16 protein-coding genes are annotated in these 19537 nt (G+C 62.8%); 5 read left to right on the forward strand and 11 right to left on the reverse strand.

Going from position 1 to position 19537, the window contains the following annotated elements; translation table 11 throughout:
* Positions 1-97 precede the first annotated feature (97 nt).
* Positions 98-1249: a DUF998 domain-containing protein gene (locus ICM05_RS00105; protein ID WP_188022535.1), complete on the reverse strand. Its 1152-nt coding sequence runs from the start codon at positions 1247-1249 to the stop codon at positions 98-100.
* Positions 1246-4914 carry a bifunctional RecB family nuclease/DEAD/DEAH box helicase gene (locus ICM05_RS00110; RefSeq protein WP_188022536.1) on the reverse strand — a complete coding sequence of 1223 codons (3669 nt, stop codon included), beginning with the start codon at positions 4912-4914 and terminating at the stop codon, positions 1246-1248. The genes ICM05_RS00105 and ICM05_RS00110 overlap by 4 nt, the downstream gene beginning before the upstream one ends.
* Before the next feature lie 356 nt (positions 4915-5270).
* Between ICM05_RS00110 and ICM05_RS00115 the strand changes: the two genes are divergently transcribed.
* Entirely contained in the window at positions 5271-6836 is a 1566-nt protein-coding gene (locus ICM05_RS00115) for a DEAD/DEAH box helicase (protein WP_188022537.1), read from the forward strand.
* 222 nt (positions 6837-7058) lie between these two features.
* Here ICM05_RS00115 and ICM05_RS00120 read toward each other — a convergent pair whose 3' ends face one another.
* Positions 7059-7532, reverse strand: a complete 474-nt coding sequence (locus tag ICM05_RS00120) for a YchJ family metal-binding protein (RefSeq protein ID WP_353055770.1) — start codon at positions 7530-7532, stop codon at positions 7059-7061.
* A 33-nt stretch (positions 7533-7565) separates the two neighbouring features.
* On the opposite strand from ICM05_RS00120, the gene ICM05_RS00125 reads away from it, so the two are divergent.
* Positions 7566-7805 carry a hypothetical protein gene (locus ICM05_RS00125; protein ID WP_188022539.1) on the forward strand — a complete coding sequence of 80 codons (240 nt, stop codon included), beginning with the start codon at positions 7566-7568 and terminating at the stop codon, positions 7803-7805.
* Between the two features lie 147 nt (positions 7806-7952).
* Here ICM05_RS00125 and ICM05_RS00130 read toward each other — a convergent pair whose 3' ends face one another.
* Positions 7953-9527, reverse strand: a complete 1575-nt coding sequence (locus tag ICM05_RS00130; RefSeq protein WP_251364423.1) for an aminotransferase class I/II-fold pyridoxal phosphate-dependent enzyme — start codon at positions 9525-9527, stop codon at positions 7953-7955.
* A gap of 77 nt (positions 9528-9604) precedes the next feature.
* On the opposite strand from ICM05_RS00130, the gene ICM05_RS00135 reads away from it, so the two are divergent.
* The gene (locus ICM05_RS00135) at positions 9605-10513 is read left to right on the forward strand and encodes a LysR family transcriptional regulator (protein ID WP_188022540.1); all 909 of its coding nucleotides are present in this window, start codon (positions 9605-9607) and stop codon (positions 10511-10513) included.
* A 43-nt stretch (positions 10514-10556) separates the two neighbouring features.
* Here ICM05_RS00135 and ICM05_RS00140 read toward each other — a convergent pair whose 3' ends face one another.
* The gene (locus ICM05_RS00140; protein ID WP_188022541.1) at positions 10557-12026 is read right to left on the reverse strand and encodes an MDR family MFS transporter; all 1470 of its coding nucleotides are present in this window, start codon (positions 12024-12026) and stop codon (positions 10557-10559) included.
* Positions 12027-12119: 93 nt separating this feature from the next.
* Positions 12120-12761, reverse strand: coding sequence for a hypothetical protein (locus ICM05_RS00145; RefSeq protein ID WP_188022542.1), 642 nt, complete (start codon positions 12759-12761; stop codon positions 12120-12122).
* A gap of 32 nt (positions 12762-12793) precedes the next feature.
* Here ICM05_RS00145 and ICM05_RS00150 point away from each other — a divergent pair, with 32 nt between their 5' ends.
* Positions 12794-13132, forward strand: coding sequence for a GNAT family N-acetyltransferase (locus tag ICM05_RS00150; protein WP_188022543.1), 339 nt, complete (start codon positions 12794-12796; stop codon positions 13130-13132).
* Here the strand turns inward: ICM05_RS00150 and ICM05_RS00155 are convergent.
* The 5 genes from ICM05_RS00155 to ICM05_RS00175 form a co-directional block, all read right to left on the reverse strand.
* Positions 13129-13800: an asparagine synthase gene (locus ICM05_RS00155; protein WP_353055771.1), complete on the reverse strand. Its 672-nt coding sequence runs from the start codon at positions 13798-13800 to the stop codon at positions 13129-13131. The two genes, ICM05_RS00150 and ICM05_RS00155, sit on opposite strands and share 4 nt — an antisense overlap.
* Before the next feature lie 75 nt (positions 13801-13875).
* On the reverse strand, positions 13876-14544 hold the full coding sequence (locus tag ICM05_RS00160; protein ID WP_353055772.1) for a metal-dependent transcriptional regulator: 669 nt from the start codon (positions 14542-14544) through the stop codon (positions 13876-13878).
* Positions 14545-14595: 51 nt separating this feature from the next.
* Positions 14596-16101: a PLP-dependent aminotransferase family protein gene (locus tag ICM05_RS00165; protein ID WP_188022544.1), complete on the reverse strand. Its 1506-nt coding sequence runs from the start codon at positions 16099-16101 to the stop codon at positions 14596-14598.
* Positions 16086-17174, reverse strand: a complete 1089-nt coding sequence (locus ICM05_RS00170; RefSeq protein ID WP_188022545.1) for a 3-hydroxyisobutyryl-CoA hydrolase — start codon at positions 17172-17174, stop codon at positions 16086-16088. The genes ICM05_RS00165 and ICM05_RS00170 overlap by 16 nt, the downstream gene beginning before the upstream one ends.
* Before the next feature lie 65 nt (positions 17175-17239).
* Entirely contained in the window at positions 17240-18535 is a 1296-nt protein-coding gene (locus ICM05_RS00175) for an MFS transporter (protein ID WP_188022992.1), read from the reverse strand.
* Between the two features lie 102 nt (positions 18536-18637).
* On the opposite strand from ICM05_RS00175, the gene ICM05_RS00180 reads away from it, so the two are divergent.
* Positions 18638-19483 carry a DUF3097 domain-containing protein gene (locus tag ICM05_RS00180; protein ID WP_188022546.1) on the forward strand — a complete coding sequence of 282 codons (846 nt, stop codon included), beginning with the start codon at positions 18638-18640 and terminating at the stop codon, positions 19481-19483.
* Positions 19484-19537: the final 54 nt, after the last annotated feature.

Raw genomic sequence — 19537 nt, forward strand, 5'->3', positions numbered from 1 at the left:
GGAATCTCCGAGCGTCGCGAGCCGCCGCGCGCCGTCCCACGGAGTTCGAGCCCACGTGTGGCGTTGACTGGCGGGGTTTTGAACGGGATTGCGTGTCTCATCGCGACTCCTCTGGAGAAAGTTGGGTGACGCCCTGCGAAGCTCCGGCCAATGAGGTCGATGCTGCAAGGTGCCGCAGGAAAATGACCAGCCACAGTGCGATTGCACCAGCAGCGATGACTTCAAACGCGGCCAAGTTGTATGAGCCAATTGGCCAGAAGAACAACGCTGCCACGATGATAGCGATCATCACGCCGTCCGAGAACAGCAGGAAAGGCTTCGCGAAGCCGTCAAGCCACCAGCGAAGACCGATAAGGAGCGCGCCGAAAAGCACAGCCATGCCCGTGGCAAACGTATTGTGCATCAGAAGACTGACGTTGACAGGCACCAGACCGACGCCAGCAATGCAGAATCCGATACCCACGAAGAGCCAGGTCACGTAAGTGACGTTTCGGTGCGTACTCGGTGTGGCGGCAGCAGCCCACACCGACAATTCATTGTGGATGAGGGAAGCAAGCGATGCAAAGAGGAAACCACCAACGAAGAACGTCGCGTTGAACACTCTGCTGCTGAAATCGTCACCGGTGCCAAGCTCGCTGAAGTGAAGTTGCCACCATTCAGCCTCTGAGGTTGTGAGCATTGCAACGATGATCCCGCCGCCCATAAAGAGCGCAAGCAAGGTAGAGAGGGACTTCATCGTAATGTTGCCGCCGGAGATCGTTCCCGTGTACGTTGCGGCTCCCGCAGTGAAACCCACAATCAGGGTGCTCGTAAGCATGTCGAGCTGCATTCCGATGAACCCTTGCACGACCACCGCAGTGAGGAGCATCATCACCAGTGCCGCGATACCAGCATGCGCAAGACCAATTACGACGGTGTCAAAGTACCGTTGCAGCCTTCGACCTCGTGTGTAAGTGGGTCGCATTGACCGGGTGCTTCTGGAGTACTCACATGCCGACGCAAAACCGGCACAGATGCTCGTAGCTACGAGACCAATGCTGCCCGCGGAGACGAGTCCCCAGGCTGAGACAGGGCCTTGGAAGACGAAGAGACCGGTGATAACCCCAGCGATGAATGCCCAGAATGCCGCAGTGAGTGCTCGCACCTCGCGTCGCATCTGTGCGTTCTCGCGCGATGCGTCTTCACCCGGGTACAACAGCCCAAAAATGAGATCTGTCGCGCGATGGACGGCCTCCGTTGCCCTGCTCATGCGGTCAAGTCTAGGTGTGTCGACCGCTCTAGGAGGCGGAGATATCCCGAGAGGGCAGCAAGTGACTCGGCGGTCGTGGGTAAACCGTCCCCGAGGCGATCTGAGACCACGAGGTATGCCGCCCATTGCGCGCGGCTCATCGCCACATTAAGCCTGTTCCGCATGAGGAGAAATTCGAGGCCGCGAGGCACGTCCTCGGGACTTGATGCGGCCAGGGAAACGACAGCAAATGCGGCTTCCTGACCTTGGAATTTATCGACGGTGCCGACACGCACCCCAGTGAGGCCGGCCGCCGCCAACCGTTCCGAAATGCACTCAACTTGCGCGTTATAGGCAGCTACAACGATGACGTCGTCCTGCGTAACACTTCGCCGAGGATGCACTGATTCAGTGATTTCTCCAGCCAGGAGGTTCTGGATGACGCGTTCAACGGCCGCAGCTTCTTCTGGCGAGTGCGTTGCGTTGCCGTGATGGCGAACTGCAAAACTTGTGAGGCCAGCACCACCGACACCATTTGCTACGCGTTCGCTTGCACTTTCGTGGGCCACCAACCTGTTCTCGTAGGACAACTCGGAGACCACAGTGGTGAGTTCTGGCCGCATCCGTCGTGTCTCGGCGAGGAAGTACCCGCGCTCAGCAGGCAACGTGCCCTGGTCGCCAAGGAGCCAACCGAGCGCAGACGTGTCAACGGGCTCTGGATGGCTTCCTTGCGACACCTGCGGCAGTTGTTGTGGATCACCAAGCATCAGGAGTCTCTCAGCAGACACCGAAGCGGCAATCGTTGGCGCGAGCGAGAATTGTCCCGCCTCATCGATGACCAGCAAGTCGAGCGAACGTCGTTCGATGCGATCTTCGTTCGAGAAGTCCCATGCGGTGCCACCAATCACTCCGCCTCGCTGCGATGCACGCAAATCAGCAAGGAATCTTCCGTGCCCGTTTTTGGGCAGGAGCGTGAATGGTGCTCCCGCATTCGCTTCAGGTGAGGCTCCAGTTTGCGGCACCTTGGCAACAGTCTCCGGGTTCAACCCTGCTTTCACTACTCCGGCCAGCACGTTCTCAACGACCTTGTGTGACTGCGCGACAACTCCAATGCGCCAACCGTCGTCTTCCACAAGCCGCTTGATGACACGCGCGGCGAGATAGGTTTTGCCAGTGCCTGGTGGGCCCTGCACCGCGAGCGCGGCACGGTCAAGCAACCGGATAGACGCAGTGACCGCTCCAATCATGCGGTGTCCTTCATCACCGTCAACTACGACGAGAGCGGCATTCGAATTGGGTGCCACAAGTGACTGCCCACCGACCATCTTCGGTGCATTACGGCAGAGCAAGCCGAAGACAGGGTCAGTGACTTCATTCCCGAGTTTGGCAGTTTCGACGAGGGAACGGCCCCACTCTTCAATGGCCCCCTTCTGACGTCCCGGGTGGGGCGGTGCGCCCGGGGTGAGGGCGACCGGGAGCACACTGTATGGCTCGGTGTCACGGCCGAGCATTTCTTCGATTGTGACGCCGTCGAGGTGACGTTCGAGCACCGTCACATTGCGAGCCGCGCGTTGACCTGGCCGCCCTCCCTTTTGGGGGAACGGTGCGGGGTGCTCGTACAGAGCGAACATGGTGGTGCCAGGCTTGAGCGAGCTGCCGGGAGCGACGCTGCCCCGGAGACGAACATGTCGTCGGCTTGAACGTTTACCTTCTGGCGTGTGCCAGTCTTCGTCAACATAGCTCAGCGACTGCTCAGCGACAACCACATCACGAGTGTCTGCCCAGTCATCGATTGGGTCGGTGAGGCGGGCGTAGTGTGACCACCAAAACGACTTTTGCTCACGCTGGTGGTAGTCGATCGCGCTCGAGGCGAGTCGTAGTGCCTGCGCACGCGCAGGGTCTCGCTCAGTCTCAGCGAGTTCGAGCAGGTCGCTGCCTACCTCGCTGAGTTCGACGACAGGAGGCGCGTCATGTTCGAAGAGTTCTGGTTCAACAAACGGCACGACGCCGTGCTCAGCCGCAAGGGAGAGTAGCCAGCCGCGCAGACGAAGGGTCGAAACGCAGTCGTAGCGGTTGTAATCTGCGATACCGTCGAGCCGCCGCTGCCCTTCCGCACGAACTGCCTCGTCGGCGGACTCAACCTGCGCACTCGCCTCTGCGTACTCAGACACCGATTGCGCGCCTGAGGTGACGCCTTCTTGATCTCTCAGCTCATCACCCATGTACAGCGGTTCAAGCTTCTTGATCGAGTAGGAGCGCGAACCAACACGCAGTGCGCTGCGGACGATTGGGTACAGGTCTACGAGAACCTGCTCACGAAGCAGCTGGTCCACCTCAGCTTCCCCCACGCCGTGCCGCGCAGCAATTGAGAGGAGATGCGATTTTTCGTATGCCGCATAGTGGTAAATCTTCATTCCAGGCCACCGCGCGCGGCGTTCGCGAACCAGCTCAAGGAAATCCAAGAGTGCTTGCTTTTCAGCCGCCATAGAGTGAGCCCACAGCGGAGTGAACTGTTCGTTCACGTCGATCAGACCGAACAGATAGTCAAGACCCCAGCGGTCCCCATTGGGCTCGCGGTAGAGTGGGTCACCCTCGAAGTCAAAGAAGAGGTCACCAGGGTTTGGTGCCGGGATGCTCGCGAAGGCATTCGCATCAACCACGCGAACCGCTGGACGGCCGTTGACCGTCGGCGCGATCTGCACGGCAGCCTGGGCGACCGTGCGCTCGAGTGGCCCGCGCGTGATGCCATCAATATCAGGAATGTGGCCTTCGAGCGCAGCCACATCATTGATCGTGGGGTAGCCCGCGGCGACAAGCAGGTCACGCTGCCGGCGGGTGATACCCGCGATGAGGAGCGGATCGCGTGAGGCCTGCACCTCAGGCTCGCACACCTCGCATCGACCACACGCAGATATCTCAGGGTCGCCCCACTGAATCGCTGCAGCGCTCGCCCGTTCACCGTCTGGACCGACCGCGAGCACGCGTTCGAAGAGCAGCCGATGCAAGCGGTCCCGTCGCGCGCGGAACACCGGCGCAATGTCGGCGATCTTATGCCGTGATTCTGCCCCGTCACCCAGGATCAACACCGCCTCAGACGACACCGGAATGCCGATGCGTTCAAGCTGCTCAGCGTAGGCAGCAAGCTGCATGAGCGCGGTGACTTTCGCTTTTCGAGCAAGTTTGGTGTCTTGCACCTCGTACTCACCGGTCGGAGTCAGACGCAAGAAGTCTGCAAAGCCGAGAAAGCCGAGCTCAAGATCACCGGCTGAGTCGCTCACTTCGCTTAACTCAGCAGTCACAACTTTCTGAGCAGGGTCGAAAAAGGTGGCTTGGAACACCACCTCAGCCTTGCTGGCGAGGGCCCGATAGGTCACCGCTGCCGCCGCGGCAAGCGCATCTTCATCGCGAGGATCACACCGTTCAATCTCGACCACGCCGCCTGCTGAACCGGCGCTGCCAGCACCAAGCGCAACCCGATACTGCTCAAGTACTCGCTCTTCATGGACGTCTCCAAGCTCAGCGGCACGCGCGAGCATTGGATCATCATCAGCAGGAACAGTGACCGAACGTCCCAATTTCGCATCTACCCTGCGCAGGAACGCAAACTCGCACATGCTCGCAGCGGTCAGGTCGCTGGCACTCGTCATGATGCGCGTTCCGCTGCCATTTCGCCGCTGCATGAACATGTCTGCTCCTTCGGTTGGGTCGATGCTGATGACGTTACCGGGTACCACCGACATTGCTGGTTGAGCACGACGAGTAGACGCGATCCGCGCCCCAAATCAGGCGTTGGCATCGCGCTCAGACGAGCAATGACGTAGGCTTGACAGCACGGGGCGTCTGTTGACGGCCCCTATCGTCGCTGATGTTATACGCGCAGCTGCCTCATTGGTAACGCGTGGGCACCTGATTAGGTGCAACTTCCTCCGCGGCGAACGAATGCGCAGTTCCGCGCACTCGCCGACCCAGCAGCGATCGCACGGCCTCCCGAAGGCCTGACTTTGTCTTAGGCATCTACACGCTGCCCTTTTGAAAGGTTTCTGTGACCGAACAGACCCCCAACACTCCCTCGTTCATCGATCTCGGTGTTCCCGCGCCTATCGCGGCTGCACTTGAGAAGAATGGCAAGACGGAGCCGTTCCCGATTCAGCGCGACACCCTCCCCGACACGCTCGCAGGCCGCGACGTGCTCGGCCGTGGTCGTACTGGCTCAGGCAAGACCATTGCGTTCGGCATCCCGCTGGTCGCAAACCTCGCAGATGACGCTGCAAAGAAGCGCAAGCCGAGCCGCCCCCGCGCGATCGTGCTCGCTCCGACCCGTGAGCTCGTCACGCAGATCGCTGAGACAGTGAAGATGCTTGCTGATCCAGTTGGTGTCAAGGTCACCACCATCTTCGGTGGCATCCCCCAGCGCCGTCAGGAGGCAGCCCTCGAGGCCGGCGTCGATATCGTCGTCGCAGCCCCCGGTCGTCTCGACGACCTCATGCGCCAGAACCTCGTCGATCTTTCGGGCGTTGAGATCACCGTCCTCGATGAGGCGGATCACATGGCAGACATGGGCTTCCTCCCCGTCGTCACGCGCATCATGAACAAGACCCCCAAGCAGGGTCAGCGCCTCCTCTTCTCTGCAACGCTCGACAACGGCGTGGACAACCTCGTGAAGAAGTACCTCCACGATCCGATCCTGCACTCGGTCGACTCGGCTGAGAGCCCCGTGCCCCTCCTCACGCACCATGTGTTTGAGGTCTCGGGAAAGGGCCAGAAGGAAGCGCTCATCGAGGCACTCGCATCAGGCACCGCACGCCGCATCTTCTTCACCCGCATGAAGCACCAGGCGAAGAAGCTCGCGAAGCAGCTCACCTCGGCAGGCATTCCCGCAGTCGAACTGCAGGGCAACCTGTCGCAGAACGCACGTGACCGTAACCTCGCAGAGTTCGTCTCTGGCGATGCCAAGGTCCTCGTCGCGACTGACGTCGCCGCTCGTGGCGTGCACGTTGACGGCGTCGAACTCGTCGTGCACATCGATCCCCCGGTCGAGCACAAGGCATACCTGCACCGTTCGGGTCGTACCGCTCGTGCGGGCAACGAGGGTGACGTCGTCACGATCGTGCTCCCCGAGCAGCGCGGCGAGATGAAGTCGATTATGCGCGCTGCGAAGATTCGCGTCACGCCGAAGCAGGTCGACACGCTCGCGAAGAACATCGACCCCGAGATCCTCGCCCTCATCGGCGAGGTCGCACCGCGCGTAAACCCCAAGGAGACCGAGCGTCGCCGTGCAGAGGCTCAGGCCGAGCAGCAGCGCGCAGCAGGTCACGCCCCCGCAGGCGCTGGCAAGTCGCAGGGCGCGAACGCCAAGCGTAAGCGCGCACGGAACGCTGGCGGTGGCCAGCGACAGGGCGGCGGATCAGGCCAGGGCGGTCAGCGCCAAGGCCAGGGTGGCCGTTCCTCGCAGGGTCGCTCGGCCCAGGGCGGGTCCGAGCAGCGCGGCCAGGGTCGCGGCCAGGGCTCACGCCAGGGCGGCAACGGCGGCCAGGCACGCGGCGGTCAGGGCGGCCAGCGTCAGGGCGGCGGCCAACGCCGCGCTCAGCGCCCTTCCGGCTCGAACTAGGTTCAACGAGCAAAGCGCGGGTGTGCACCGGGATTGTCCGGCGCACACCCGCGCTTTTGCGTTTGAGCTGTTTGCGAGGCATCTGACGCAGCCGTCAGCCCGTCGAGATCGACCGTTTCTGCCGAAAACCCGAGTTTCTCCGCGCAGAAACACCCCATCTCGGCAGAAACTATCTGTTTCGCGAGGTTCGCCGACAACGCCTTAAACCTGGAGCCTTGCCCGCTAGGCGCCGACCCCATCGACGTACACCCACCGCGCAGCAACGCGGGAGAACCTGCTGCGCTCGCGTTGTTCAAACCGGCCGCCGCTGTCCCGCCCGATCGCGGTGAACTCCACAATGCCCTCCGCGTCGAAGGGTCCGCCAGCCACTGTTTCCTCAATCACCAGGCCCAGCCACTTCACGTCAGCGTCAAGGTCGAGCGAAGCGGGTCGAGTTTCATGATGCCAGGAGCGCAACAGATACGGCGCCAGCCCCAATGCAAAGGCGGAGTATCGCGACCGCATCAGACGCTCAGCAGTAGGCGCTTCAACGGCCCCGAGATGAATCGGCTCGCAACAATTTGCATAGACAGCGCCGCTTCGGCAGGGGCATCGGAGCGCGCTTTCTGGCGCAGAAGATTCAACCATACGAAATAGCCTATGCGTGGCAGTTCGCAAACTGGGCGAGTTCAGGGCAGAATAGTACGGTGTCGACATCTTCGTCGGCTTCAAGATTTACGAGGAGATACTGTGAAGATTTTCACCCGCATCGCCACTGCTGTCACCGCCGCAATCGCCTCGGTGTTCGTCGCAGCTCCCGCATTCGCATCGACTGAGGGCGAGAAGATCGACTTCCACGCGATGTACTCGACCGCTGGCAACCCGCACAACATGGTTGCGATCTCGGTCGTGATGCTCGTGCTCCTCGCTGTTGTCCTGCTGGCTTCGACCGGTCTCGGCAACCTCTTCGAGAAGAAGAAGCAGAACTAAATTTTTTGCGGTTACGAGAGCGGGCGGTCGGCGTAAGCTGACCGCCCGCTCTCGTATTTCTCCACGGTGTAGCGTTCGCCAACGCACAGATATACGGGAAGAGGCCCCGACTCGAATTGAGTCGGGGCCTCTTCCCGTAGCGGGCTGCTAGTTTGCCGTCGCTGTGAGCGGATCGCGCACGACGCGGAACATGCTCACGCTCGCATCAGCCGCACCACGCACGTAGCCGGTGGGTGACGCCGCAACCGCCTGCAGGAAGCCAACGGTTTCTGGCGTGATTTCTTCGCCAGGCACCAGATTAGGAATGCCGGGCGGGTACGCAGCAAGCGTGTCAGCCGAGATGCGGCCAACTGCTTCTGCAGCGGGAACAAGTTCGGCTTCGCTGAAGAACGCGGCTCGGGGCAGCATGCGCAAGGTGCCTGCGTCAGGGAGCGACGGGAACTTCTCAGGCACAACGGCTTCCGATCCAGCTGCGTCGCGGAGCGCGATCGCCTCCGCAGCCACTGCCTCAAGGGCCGCCATGATGCGATCGAGGTTCGGTGCAGCGAGGGCACCGAACACTGCCACAATCGAGGTCGCGGTCGACATCTCGAAGTACACCTTGTGCTCGTTGGTGAGGCGATCCCGCACCCAGTGTCCGCTCTGGCCGAGTGCCGAAACGTCGATGGGGATTCGGAGCGGATCAATCTCCACGATGTCATCGAATCGATCAAAGTGATCGCTGATCACCGTGTAGTGCCCGCTCGCACGAAGCCGCTCACGGAATTCACCAGCGAGGCGGATCGATTCGTCAACCGCTGCTTCACCATTTGCGAGTGCGTGGCGGGCCGCGTCGAGTGATCCGGTCAGGATGCCGCTCGAGGAGGTCGACGCGGTCATCGTAAAGGCGCGGTCAACGAACGGGAGGAGACGATCCGCGAACTCCGTATCACCGAGATGCAGCATCGCAGATTGGGTGAGCGAGCCGGCCAGCTTGTGCGTGCTCGAGATCACCAGGTCTGCGCCGAGACGCGCTGGCGAGTCGGGAAGCTCGGGGTGGAAGCCGAAGTGCGCGCCCCACGCACCGTCGACGATGAGCGCGGCACCGTAGGAGTGTGCGACTGCCGAGAGGCCGGCAACGTCAGCCGTCGAACCGAAATAGCTCGGCGAAACAACATACACGCTCGAGACCTCGCGACCAGCGGCGTGCTCCTCGCGGAGCGCCTCGTCGAGGGCTGCAGGCGTGAGGCCGTGCGCGATACCGTGCTCTTCGTCCACGTTGGGCTTCACAAACGCGGGAAGCAGGCCTGCGAGCAGCACACCGTCGGTGAAGCTTGAGTGCGAGCTTCGCTGCATGAGGACACGTTCACCGAGCGAACGAACGGCAAACGCTGCGGTGCGGTTGCCCTGCGATGCGCCGTTAGTAAGGAACCAGGTGCGCTTTGCGCCCCATGCGTCAGCTGCGAGCTCACGGGCCTGTTCAAGCGGTGAATTCTCACCGAGGTCGATGCCATCCAACATGAGCGGCACATCAAGCTCCACGATGCGTGAGCCAAAGATCTCCGCGAGGTGTGCGCCACCAACGACGGGATCGCACCCGTGGCCGGGAACCATGACGTTTTCAGGGTTGGCTGCCGCGTACCGCTCAATCGCGCGAACGTAGGGCATTTCTTGCTGCGCTACAGCGTCCATGCGAGCACCCTCACTCGCACGGATTCCAGCAGCGTTCATCGAAGTCTTCATGCTTCCAGAGTGGCCAAGTTTCTCTACCCACGGAAGCGTGATTTTCCTGGCGAGCACCATATAAGATATGGAGCACTATGATCGATCTCCGTCAGATCCAAGCCCTCATCGCCGTTGCCGAGGAAGGGTCGGTCGCGCGCGCCGCGATCCGACTGGGGTGGAGCCAACCCACCGTCGATTACCATCTCAAAAACCTGGATCGCCTTGCTGGCATTCCGCTCACCACGCGCAGCAGTCGCGGCAGCCAGCTGACGGCACCAGGTCACCTCATGCGGGAGCGCGGTGAGGAGATCCTCAATTTGGCGGATCGGGCCCTCACCGACGTCCGCGATCTTGCTGCCGTCGGGCGTACGAAGGTTCGCTTCGGCACGTTTCCGACCGCGGCGGCGCGGCTACTGCCGGGCATCGCTGCTCTGCTCGGCAACCGCGGCATCGAGATCGATACCACCCTGGCTGAGGTGCCGAACCTCGTCGAACAGGTGAATCGGCGCGAGTTGGACGCGGCGTTGTTGTACCGAATCCCCGGATTCGAGGTCCCGTTCCGCGCAGACGTCCGGTCGCTGCACGTCCTCACGGACCCATTGCTGCTCGCGCTGCCTGCGACGCATCCGCTCGCTGCGGCCGAGTCAATCGACGAGGCGGATCTCCCCCAGCTCGCAAGCGAACGCTGGGTCCTGGGATCAACACCCGGCGACGCGGTCGATGAGATCGTGCGCGAGGTCGTCGGCGCGGGACGATCACTCGCTATTGCGGTCCGCAGTGACGACTATGCGGTGGTGCTTGGCCTGATTGCGGCAGGAATGGGCGTTGCCCTCATCCCGAGCCTCATGCGAGCGAGCCCACCAGAGGGCGTCGTGTTGCGCCCCATCAACTCCGCGCGCTTCACACGTGAGCTGGTGCTTGCCGCCCCGGCCCCGAAGGGTGCTGATGCTCCGATCATGCACCTCTCCGAGGCCGTGCGGCGCGCGATCCACGACCTTGACTGATCTCGTCAGGGGCGCGGATCACGCACGGTAACGCGTACGAGTGTTACTCGCCGATCACCTCGACGTCGCCGGTCGCAGTCGACACGACTGCCGGGCTTGCCGCAGGGCGAACAAAGCACGCGATTACGAGGCCGATGGTGGCAATTGCACCACCGATGAGGAACGCAGTCTGCGTGCCCTGCGCGAGCGCAGAGCTTGCGGTCGCGCCTTCCTGCTCGCCAGCCGCGACCGATACCAGCGTCATGACCGTAATGAACAGTGCGGTGCCAGCTGCGCCAGCCACCTGCTGCAGCGTCGAAATCATTGCGCTGCCGTGTGACGCAAGGTGCATCGGGATTGAGCCGAGCGAGACCGCGAACAGCGGCGTGAACACGCCTGCAAGGCCGATACTGAGCACCAGGTACACCACCAGAACGGTCCAGATGCTTGTCGTGTCGGTAAAGAACCCCATCGACCACATGGCCCCAGCGGTCACCACCATTCCGGGAACCAGTGCAACACGAGGCCCGCGGGTATCAACGATACGACCAACGATCGGACCGAGCAGACCCATCACCAGTCCACCGGGCAGCATCACGAGACCAGTCTCGAGCGGCGCAAAGCCAAGCACGTTCTGCACGTAGATCGGGAGCAGGATGAGCGAGCCGAAGAGCGCCATCGAACTCACGACGAACAGCACAACTGAGAGTGCGAAGGGACGGCTCTTGAAGGTACGCAGATCAAGCAGCGCACGATCCTCGCGCTGCAACGACAGCTGGCGCCACACGAAGAGTGCGAGCGCGACGATGCCGACACCGACGGGAATGAGCGGGTTCATGCCCTCTGCCCCGTTCGCGGCTGCGCCGACGGCGCTCAGGCCGTAGACCAGGCCACCGAACGCGAGCGCAGAAAGGATGACCGACAAGATGTCGATCGGAGCCTTCCGCGAGACACCAACGTTCGGCATGCGGAGTGCGCCGATAATCAGTGCGGTGATCGCAATCGGGAGCATGATGATGAACAACCAGCGCCAGCTCAGCGACTGCAGCACGATGCCAGACAGGGTCGGGCCGAGCGCGGGAGCGACGGACATGACGATGGCGATCCGCCCCATGATTGCGCCGCGCTGGCGCTCAGGAACGAGGGTCACCACGGTCGTCATGAGCAACGGCATCATGATCGCGGTGCCGCTCGCTTGGACGACACGTGCGACCAGCAGGACGCCGAAGCCAGGAGCGAGCGCGCCGAGGAGCGTGCCAAGGGTGAAAAGCGACATTGCAACGACGAACAGCGTACGAGTTCGGACGCGTTGGATGAGCATGCCGGTAATCGGAATCACGACACTCATCGTGAGCAGGAATGCCGTGGTGAGCCACTGGCCCGCCGCAGCAGAAATACCGAGGTCGGCCATGAGCACCGGAAGTGCGACACCCATGACGGTTTCATTGAGGATTACGACAAATGAAGAACCCAGGAGCAGCCATACTGCGAGGCGCTCGACCGGGCCAAACGTTGGTTCGGAGGTTTCAGACATAAGTATTCAACCTTACGATAACTTCGGGCTTTGAGTCGAATTCTTGTTCGAATAACCCGCATTGCACCGGCGCGTCGCGCCTTCGAGTGGAAGCTACTTCGACTTGTCCTCGTTCTTTTCAGCCGGTGCGCCCGTGCCTGCAGAGTCGGCTTGCTCGGCCTGTTTCGCCTGCTCGGCCTTCTCTGCGGCGCGTTCCTCGGCAATCTGCTCGGCACGCGCATCGCACGCGGCGACTGCGTCGTCTGGCAATCCCAGCGCCTCGCGCACGGCAGCCGCGGCAGTGCCGGCCTGTGTTGCACCGGGCCACTCGTAATTGACGGCCTGCTCGGCTTCGAGCTTTGCCGCGGTCGGCGCCGTCTTCGCATCAGCCTTCAACGAAGACGCGACCTTCACGACGAGTGGTCCCGCTGCGGCAGGCCACACCACGTCGGCAGAGGTGAGCTGCGTCGCAGCCTTGCCGCTGACCTCGCCAACCTGTGAGATCGCGTCAGCGTACAACCGGGTATCGACGACGCCCTCACCGCGTGCAACCGCGATCCGCAAACGGTCAATTTCGGAGTCGGCTGCGTCCCACGCCGAGTTCACCGGACAGACCGCGTCAAGATACTGAGCCGCGGCCTCAGATACCGATAGCTTCACCTGCGGCGTCTCCGGCTCAGACTTCGTACATCCCGCCAACCCGAGACTCAACGCAACGGCCGAACCAATAACGAGAGCCTGAGTAAAACGCTTCATACAGCTAGATTAGCGCGGGCTATGCTTGGCGCATGGCCAGATACCTCACAGAAGAAGCTGCGGCAGCCGACGGATTCACGATTGTCCACGAGCCCGCAAAGTCAGAGTTTGCCCTGTATTCCACCGACGGCGCGAAGACGCGCAAGCTCGGGGAAGCCCACTATTCTCTCGCAGGCGAGGCAGGCACGCCAAACGCCACCATCGACTTTGATCACACGTTCGTTGACCCACAGTTGCGTGGAACCGGCCTTTCTGGCCTGCTCGCACACGTTGCAGTCTCTTCTGAGATCGCGGCGGATCGTCGCACGCTGGCATCGTGCTGGTTCATCGACGGATACCTCAAGAAGCACCCCGAGTATCGACGCGCTTAGGCGTCGTCCTTCGCCCCACGACGGAACCCGCGGCGAACCTTTTCGGGCTTCGGCGCGTGATCGTGGAGCAGCTCAGTCAAGTCTTTGTCGATGAGCTGCTGAATACGCTCGTCGCGGTGTTCCTGGTACTCGGCGCTGCCGCCACCCGCGTAGTACGGGTGCGATGCGCGCTCCTTGAGCGAGTCCCCCACCTCGTCCCACGCAAGCGCACGAGCACGTTCTGAGGTGTCGTTGAGATAGTTCTCGTCGGCAGCACGCTTGCGAAGCTCTTCCGCGACGCGCTCGTACACTTCCTGGCGGTGCCGGAGGGTACGGTTGTCTTCGTTTCCGTACTCCGACTCGATCCACGCACTGCGGCCAGTGTCACGAATCTCATCACGCATCCGAGCGATGTGTCGAGCATCCTTTTCGCGCTCTTCAGCGAGCTCAATTGCGGCGTCATGCACGAGCGTGCGGATACGCTCTTTGTCGTAATCTTCATGACGCTTCAACGCGTTCATGATGATGCTGTTCTTCACTTCCATGCGAACAGCAACGTCTGCGACGAGCAGCCCCTGCTCAACAATCTCTTCTACGGGCGCGAGGACTCGGCGCGGCAAACGACGCGGTGGCTTCTTTGCAGAACCACCACGCTTGCCATTCTGGCGCTTCGAAAAGATACCGAACACGCTGCCCCTCTCCTGAGACTGCCGGCGCTACTACGACGCCGTACTGCTAGATTATTCCCTATTCACCGGTTCTGTTTACAAGACCGATGCCCAAACGGCACTTGCGGCCGCCGTTCCGAGGCTCACGGGCACGCCGCCAACGATCACCGTGACGGTTTCCGAGAAGGGTTCGCCAGGCAGCATTTCAAGTTCTGCGTCGACAACGATGCCGCGTGACTGGAAGAACTGGAGCATGGCGTTATCGGCATCTGAGATGCGTTCGACACGTACTCGGCACGGCGCGGGCGCGTCACCGAGCTGTACCGCGTCGGGACGATGCACCGTACCGTCTGCGCTGGGAATCGGGTCGCCGTGCGGATCACGGGTTGGCCAGCCAAGCACGCGATCGACGCGATCGATGAGCTCGTCTGACACTGCGTGTTCGAGTCGATCTGCCTCGTCGTGGACTTCGTCCCACGTGTATTCGAGCATGCGCACGAGGAACGTTTCGAGCAAACGGTGACGGCGGATCATCGACACCGCATGCTGCCGGCCCAGGTCAGTGAGCGAGACCGAGCCGTACCGCTTATGGTCGATGAGTTCGAGATCAGAGAGCTTCTTCAGGGCGTCTGACACGGTCGACAACCGCACACCGGCAGCCTCTGAGATTGCCGAGTTGGTTACGGGGTCGTCAGACCACTCCTCAAGGCTCCAGATGACCTTGAGGTAGTTCTGCATACTGGGTGAGAGATCGTCGACGCGCACCCCCCTAGGCTACTCGCTGCCGCCCTGTTTCTGGGTGCGGCGTTCCGAGCATCAGTTTCGCGCAGTGCGCGGGAAGAGCTCGGTGAGCACCACTCGCAGTTCGGTGAGCCCGGCGACAAAGGTGTGGTCATCGGAGCCGCCCATCCCAATCACGAGGCCAGATCGTCCCGCGCCAGCGCGCTGCCAGTACGCACCGAGTGGGGCAACACCGAGTCCCCGACCTGCAGCACCGTCGAGCGCCAAACGTTCGAGCTCTGCGAGCGAGTGCCCCGTCGAGGCTTCTGAGACCGGGAGAAACTCGATGACCGCATGGAGCCCGCCATCCATCGGACGCACGCGTACGCCGGGGATGCCGGCGAGCAGGTCAGAGACGCGGTCTCTGCGATCCGCATATCGACGCAGGAGACGCGCAGTATGACGGCGAAGCTCGCCACTCGCGAGGTATCGGGCGAGCGCGCGCTGCACGACGGCAGAAACCGGGCCTCCGAGGTCGTTGCGCACCGCGGCAATTTGACTGCGCAGGTGTGCGGGGGCGACCAGATAGCCCGCGGAAATCGCTGGCGCCACCGTGCGCGAGAACGTTCCGAGCAGCACGACCGAGCCGTTCACCGGGTCGTCGAGCGCCGCGAGCGCCGGCAACGGGCTGCCGGTGAAGCGCAGCTCGGAATCGAAGTCGTCCTCAACGATGACGACGCCCGTTCGCTTGGCCCACGCGAGGAGCTCGCGGCGACGCGGAAGCGGCAGCGAACCGCCGAGGGGGTACTGGTGGCTCGGCGTCACAATCAGCACGTCGAGAATGCCCTCGGGCAGCCGGGCAGTGTCGAGGCCCTCCGCATCAGTCGGCAGGCCGACCACGCGCGCACCGTAGCGCGACGCTACGCCGCGCAGGGTGGGGAGGCCTGGATCTTCAACGCCCACCACGAGATCACGACCGCGCGTTGAGCCGAGCGCCGTCAGCAACAGTCCGAGGCCGTCACGTGTACCCGCCGTCACGATCACTTCTTCCGGCGCGCGCACGGTGGCTCGCATGCGTCGCAGGTGGTCAGCGACCTCAGCGCGTAGCCCCTCGTCGCCGAGCGCTGGCGCGATCATGAGCGCTTCCGCTGCAGCGTCACGCCAGGCCGCGCGCCAGGCCGGGCTCTCGATCGCGCTCGCGATCGGGTTGCCGGGTGCGAGCGGGAGCGGCGCGGTCCCGAGAGCTGCTGGCTCGTTCGGTGCCGCAGCTCCCCCGAGTTCTCCTGGCGCGGATCGCTCACCTGCGCCGTGCTCGACCGAGCCTGGCCCGCCCGCAAGATCTGGGTTCACCACGGTGCCCCGACCGCGGTGCGCGGCAAGGTAGCCCTCACCAATGAGCTGTTCGTATGCGGCAACAACAACGCCACGTGCGATGCCGAGTCTGGTCGCGAGCGCCCGCGTCGCAGGCAGGCTTTCACCGGGGAGCACGAGCGCGCGGTCGATCGCATCGCGCAGTGCTGCGGCGAGCTGCACGGGAAGCGGAGCTTCAGCCTCCCGGTCGAGCGAAATGGGCAGGCCAGCTGAATTTAGCGTGTGCTGCATGGAGCGAGTTCGAGTTCTACCTCGGTGGCGGTAGCTGGCGCAAGGTGCGAACGCACCTCGTCAGCGTCAAGCTCGTCGAGCGAGCTCGGCTGCCACGCTGGGTTGCGGTCTTTGTGGATGACCTGCGCGCGCACACCCTCAATGAAGTCATACCGGCTCCCGATACGGGTCAGGACGCGGAAATCATCTCGCAGCACGGCCGCGAGATCGAGCGACTCAGCACGGGTTCGAGCGATCTGTGCAAGCGTAATCGCGAGCGATGTCGGGCACATGCCACGCATCGCATCTGCCGTTTCACGGGCGGCTCCGTGCGGATTCGCATCGAGCGCGGCAATGAGCGCTTGCGCCGCAAGCACCGGATCGACGAGCGGATCATGCGCCACGAGCACGTCTTCCACGAGCGGGCACCACCACTCGGCAATGTCTGCGAGCGGGCGGGCACCCGGATCAACGCTGAGCTGTGCAATTGCAGCGGCTGGTTCTGTTCCACCGGCGAGCTCGCGTGCGAGCGATTCGAGCCGGTCGCTCGGTACACACGCGTCAGCGAAGCCAAGCGCAATAGCATCGGCTGCACCGAACTCTCCCGCGGTCACCGCGAGGTACTCGCCGAGTCGATCTGGCGCGTTCGCAAGCAACAGGTGTCCACCAACGTCTGGGACGATACCGATGCGCACTTCTGGCATCGCGAGTCGCGAACGCTCGGTCACCACACGGTGTGCCGCGTGGCCAGAGATACCAATGCCGCCACCCATCACGATGCCATCCATGAACGCGACCACGGGGACCGCAGAGGTATGGATGAGGTAGTCAACGCCGTACTCGAGTGAGAAATATGCGGCCTGATCAGTCGCGCGGATCTCCTTGATATCGCCACCACCGCAGAGCCCGCGCTCACCGGCCCCAGCAAGCACGATTGCCGAGGAGCCATCTGCGTTCGCCGTCAGGATCGCGGCACGCAGCAGGTCGAGCGTCTCACTGTTGAGCGCGTTGATTGCGCGCGGACGATTCAGCGTGATGCGGGTGATCGCACCATCGCGGCGGACGATCACCGGAGTCTCAATCGCGGGTTCCATATCTTGCACGCTAGCAGCTACCACCGACATTTCTGGTGAAACCATTCGGGATCCAGCTGAGCGGCTCACGGCTGCGGCGAGCGCGCGTCATACCTCTGGAAGCCTGGGCTCATGCGGCTGAGGATCACCATGAGGGTAATGATGACGAGTCCGCCGAAGAGGGGTGGCGCCCAGATTGCCGCAGCGGTCGCAAGTGCGCCTGCGAACAGGTCGCCCACCCGCGGGCCGCCAGCGACCACGACGAAGAAGATGCCCTGCATGCGGCCGCGCACCTCATCTGGCGCCGCAGTCTGCAGAATCGTCGTGCGGAAAATGGAGCTTACGTTGTCTGCTGCGCCAGAACCGGCGAGCGCGATGCCCGCGAGCACGATCGCAACGATGCGAGGCTCGCTGAGTTCGTGGATCGGTACGGTGAGGCCCAAGCCAAGGGTCAGTGTCGAGATCAGGAGTACGAGGCCGAAGAGCGCAACGCACAAGCCGTGCACTGCGATCGCTACTGTGACCGCGCGGCCCTGTCGTCGTACGGCGCCCAGTTTGCCGGAGAGGAGCGAACTCACGAGCGCGCCAATTGCGAAGCTCGCGGTCAGGGCGCCGACGGTGATGGGGCCGCCGCCCAAAATGAGCGCGCCGGCCGCAGGGAACACGACGCGGGGGCTGCCGAAGGTCATCGCAATAATGTCGAAGATGAACGTAGCGCGGACGTTGGGTGCGCGCTTCAGGAACCGCAGGCTATCGCGCATTGATTGGAATACGGGAGCGGATCGGTCGCCTTCCGGCGCGATACTTGGCAGACCGACGATACCGAGGAAGGCCGCGGTAAAGAGCACAGCGTCAAGGAGGTACGTCCACGGAACGCCGACCGTCGCGACGAGTACGCCTGCAACCGCTGGACCGACCGTGACGGAAAGCCCCATGGTGATGCCGTTGAGGGCTGCGGCGGCCGGCAACGTTTGTGGGCGAAGCAGGCGCGGGAGGATGGCTCCGCGAGTCGCACCAAGAATTGTGGCGGAGGCCGCATTCACCGCAGCGAGCGCATAGTACGGCCAGGTCACCTCGACGCCGAGGAACGCGATGACCGTCATGGTGCCGATACTCGTCCAGGCAAGGATCGCGGTCACGAGCGCGACGAGTCGCCGGTCGTAGCGGTCAGCGAGCGCGCCGCCAACGAGGCCGGCGACGATCATTGGCCCAAGTGACCACAGCGCGACCAGCGAGACGGCAAATGTCGAACCTGTGAGCTGATAGATGTGCAAGCCCACGGCGACGATCGTGACCTGCGAACCAATGTGCGCGACCGAGCTTCCGATCCACAACCGGGCGAACGCTGGGCTCTCGCGAAGGGGGCTCACATCAACAAACATTGACGTACGTTTTGCGCGCTGTTCCTCGTCGACCACAGCCCCAGGCTATACCCGACCAGTGTTTCCACTGCGAGGACGCCACGAAGCCGTAGGCTTGGGGTGATGTTTGACGAACGCTATGACCTCGACCCCGTCGCAGCCATGAAGGCCCGTCGTGGCCCAGTACAGCGCCAGGTGGTGCCCCTTGCGAAGGGTCTCATCGTGGAACACAGTGAGACCGAGTGGTGCGGCGCCGTCGTCGGCGCACGCGATGGCTATGTGCAGCTTGAGGACTTCCGCGGGAAGGTGCGTACCTTCTCGATGCAGGACGGCTTCATGATCGAGGGCAAGCCCGTCACCTTGGTCATGCCGCAGAAGCAGGCCGCCCGCGCACGCACGGCATCCGGCTCGTTCGCTGCGCCACAGGCACGCGCTCGCGTCGCGATGCCGAGCCGTATCTTTGTCGAGGGCAAGCACGACGCCGAGCTCGTCGAGCAGGTCTGGGGCGATGATCTCCGAGTCGAGGGCGTCGTTGTCGAGCTGCTCGATGGCGCAGACAACCTCGAAGAGGTACTGCGCGACTTTGGGCCTGGCAAGGGGCGCCGTGCTGGTGTTCTGCTCGACCATCTCGTGTCGGGCAGTAAGGAGACGCGGATCGCGGAAGCCATCGCCCGCGGGCCGCACGGGGCGCACGTACTCATCGTTGGCCATCCGTACATCGACATCTGGGCAGCAGTGAAGCCAGCCCGCGTCGGGCTTGCGACGTGGCCCCACATTCCACGCGGCACGGATTGGAAGACCGGTATCTGCCGCGCACTCGGGTGGCCGGCTGATGACATCGCCGACATTGCCGAGGCATGGCAGCGCATCCGCGGCAATGTCAGAGACTGGCGAGACCTCGAACCAGAACTCGTCGGTCGCGTCGAGCACCTCATTGATTTCGTCACGGTAGACGGAGCAAATTCGTAGGAGCCGGGCGTACGATTGTCTCCACACAGTCAGCTGCAACAACGAGGTACGACT

Source organism: Leucobacter sp. cx-42, from assembly GCF_014529985.1.
In the GTDB taxonomy this organism is placed as follows: domain Bacteria; phylum Actinomycetota; class Actinomycetes; order Actinomycetales; family Microbacteriaceae; genus Leucobacter.

Coding starts and splice junctions, on each gene's coding strand:
- ICM05_RS00105 (WP_188022535.1), bottom strand. CDS start 1,249: ATGAGCAGGGCAACGGAGGCCGTCCATCGCGCGACAGATCTCATTTTT.
- ICM05_RS00110 (WP_188022536.1), bottom strand. CDS start 4,914: ATGTTCATGCAGCGGCGAAATGGCAGCGGAACGCGCATCATGACGAGT.
- ICM05_RS00120 (WP_353055770.1), bottom strand. CDS start 7,532: ATGTCGACACCGTACTATTCTGCCCTGAACTCGCCCAGTTTGCGAACT.
- ICM05_RS00130 (WP_251364423.1), bottom strand. CDS start 9,527: ATGAAGACTTCGATGAACGCTGCTGGAATCCGTGCGAGTGAGGGTGCT.
- ICM05_RS00135 (WP_188022540.1), top strand. CDS start 9,605: ATGATCGATCTCCGTCAGATCCAAGCCCTCATCGCCGTTGCCGAGGAA.
- ICM05_RS00140 (WP_188022541.1), bottom strand. CDS start 12,026: ATGTCTGAAACCTCCGAACCAACGTTTGGCCCGGTCGAGCGCCTCGCA.
- ICM05_RS00145 (WP_188022542.1), bottom strand. CDS start 12,761: ATGAAGCGTTTTACTCAGGCTCTCGTTATTGGTTCGGCCGTTGCGTTG.
- ICM05_RS00150 (WP_188022543.1), top strand. CDS start 12,794: ATGGCCAGATACCTCACAGAAGAAGCTGCGGCAGCCGACGGATTCACG.
- ICM05_RS00165 (WP_188022544.1), bottom strand. CDS start 16,101: ATGCAGCACACGCTAAATTCAGCTGGCCTGCCCATTTCGCTCGACCGG.
- ICM05_RS00170 (WP_188022545.1), bottom strand. CDS start 17,174: ATGGAACCCGCGATTGAGACTCCGGTGATCGTCCGCCGCGATGGTGCG.
- ICM05_RS00175 (WP_188022992.1), bottom strand. CDS start 18,535: ATGTTTGTTGATGTGAGCCCCCTTCGCGAGAGCCCAGCGTTCGCCCGG.
- ICM05_RS00180 (WP_188022546.1), top strand. CDS start 18,638: ATGTTTGACGAACGCTATGACCTCGACCCCGTCGCAGCCATGAAGGCC.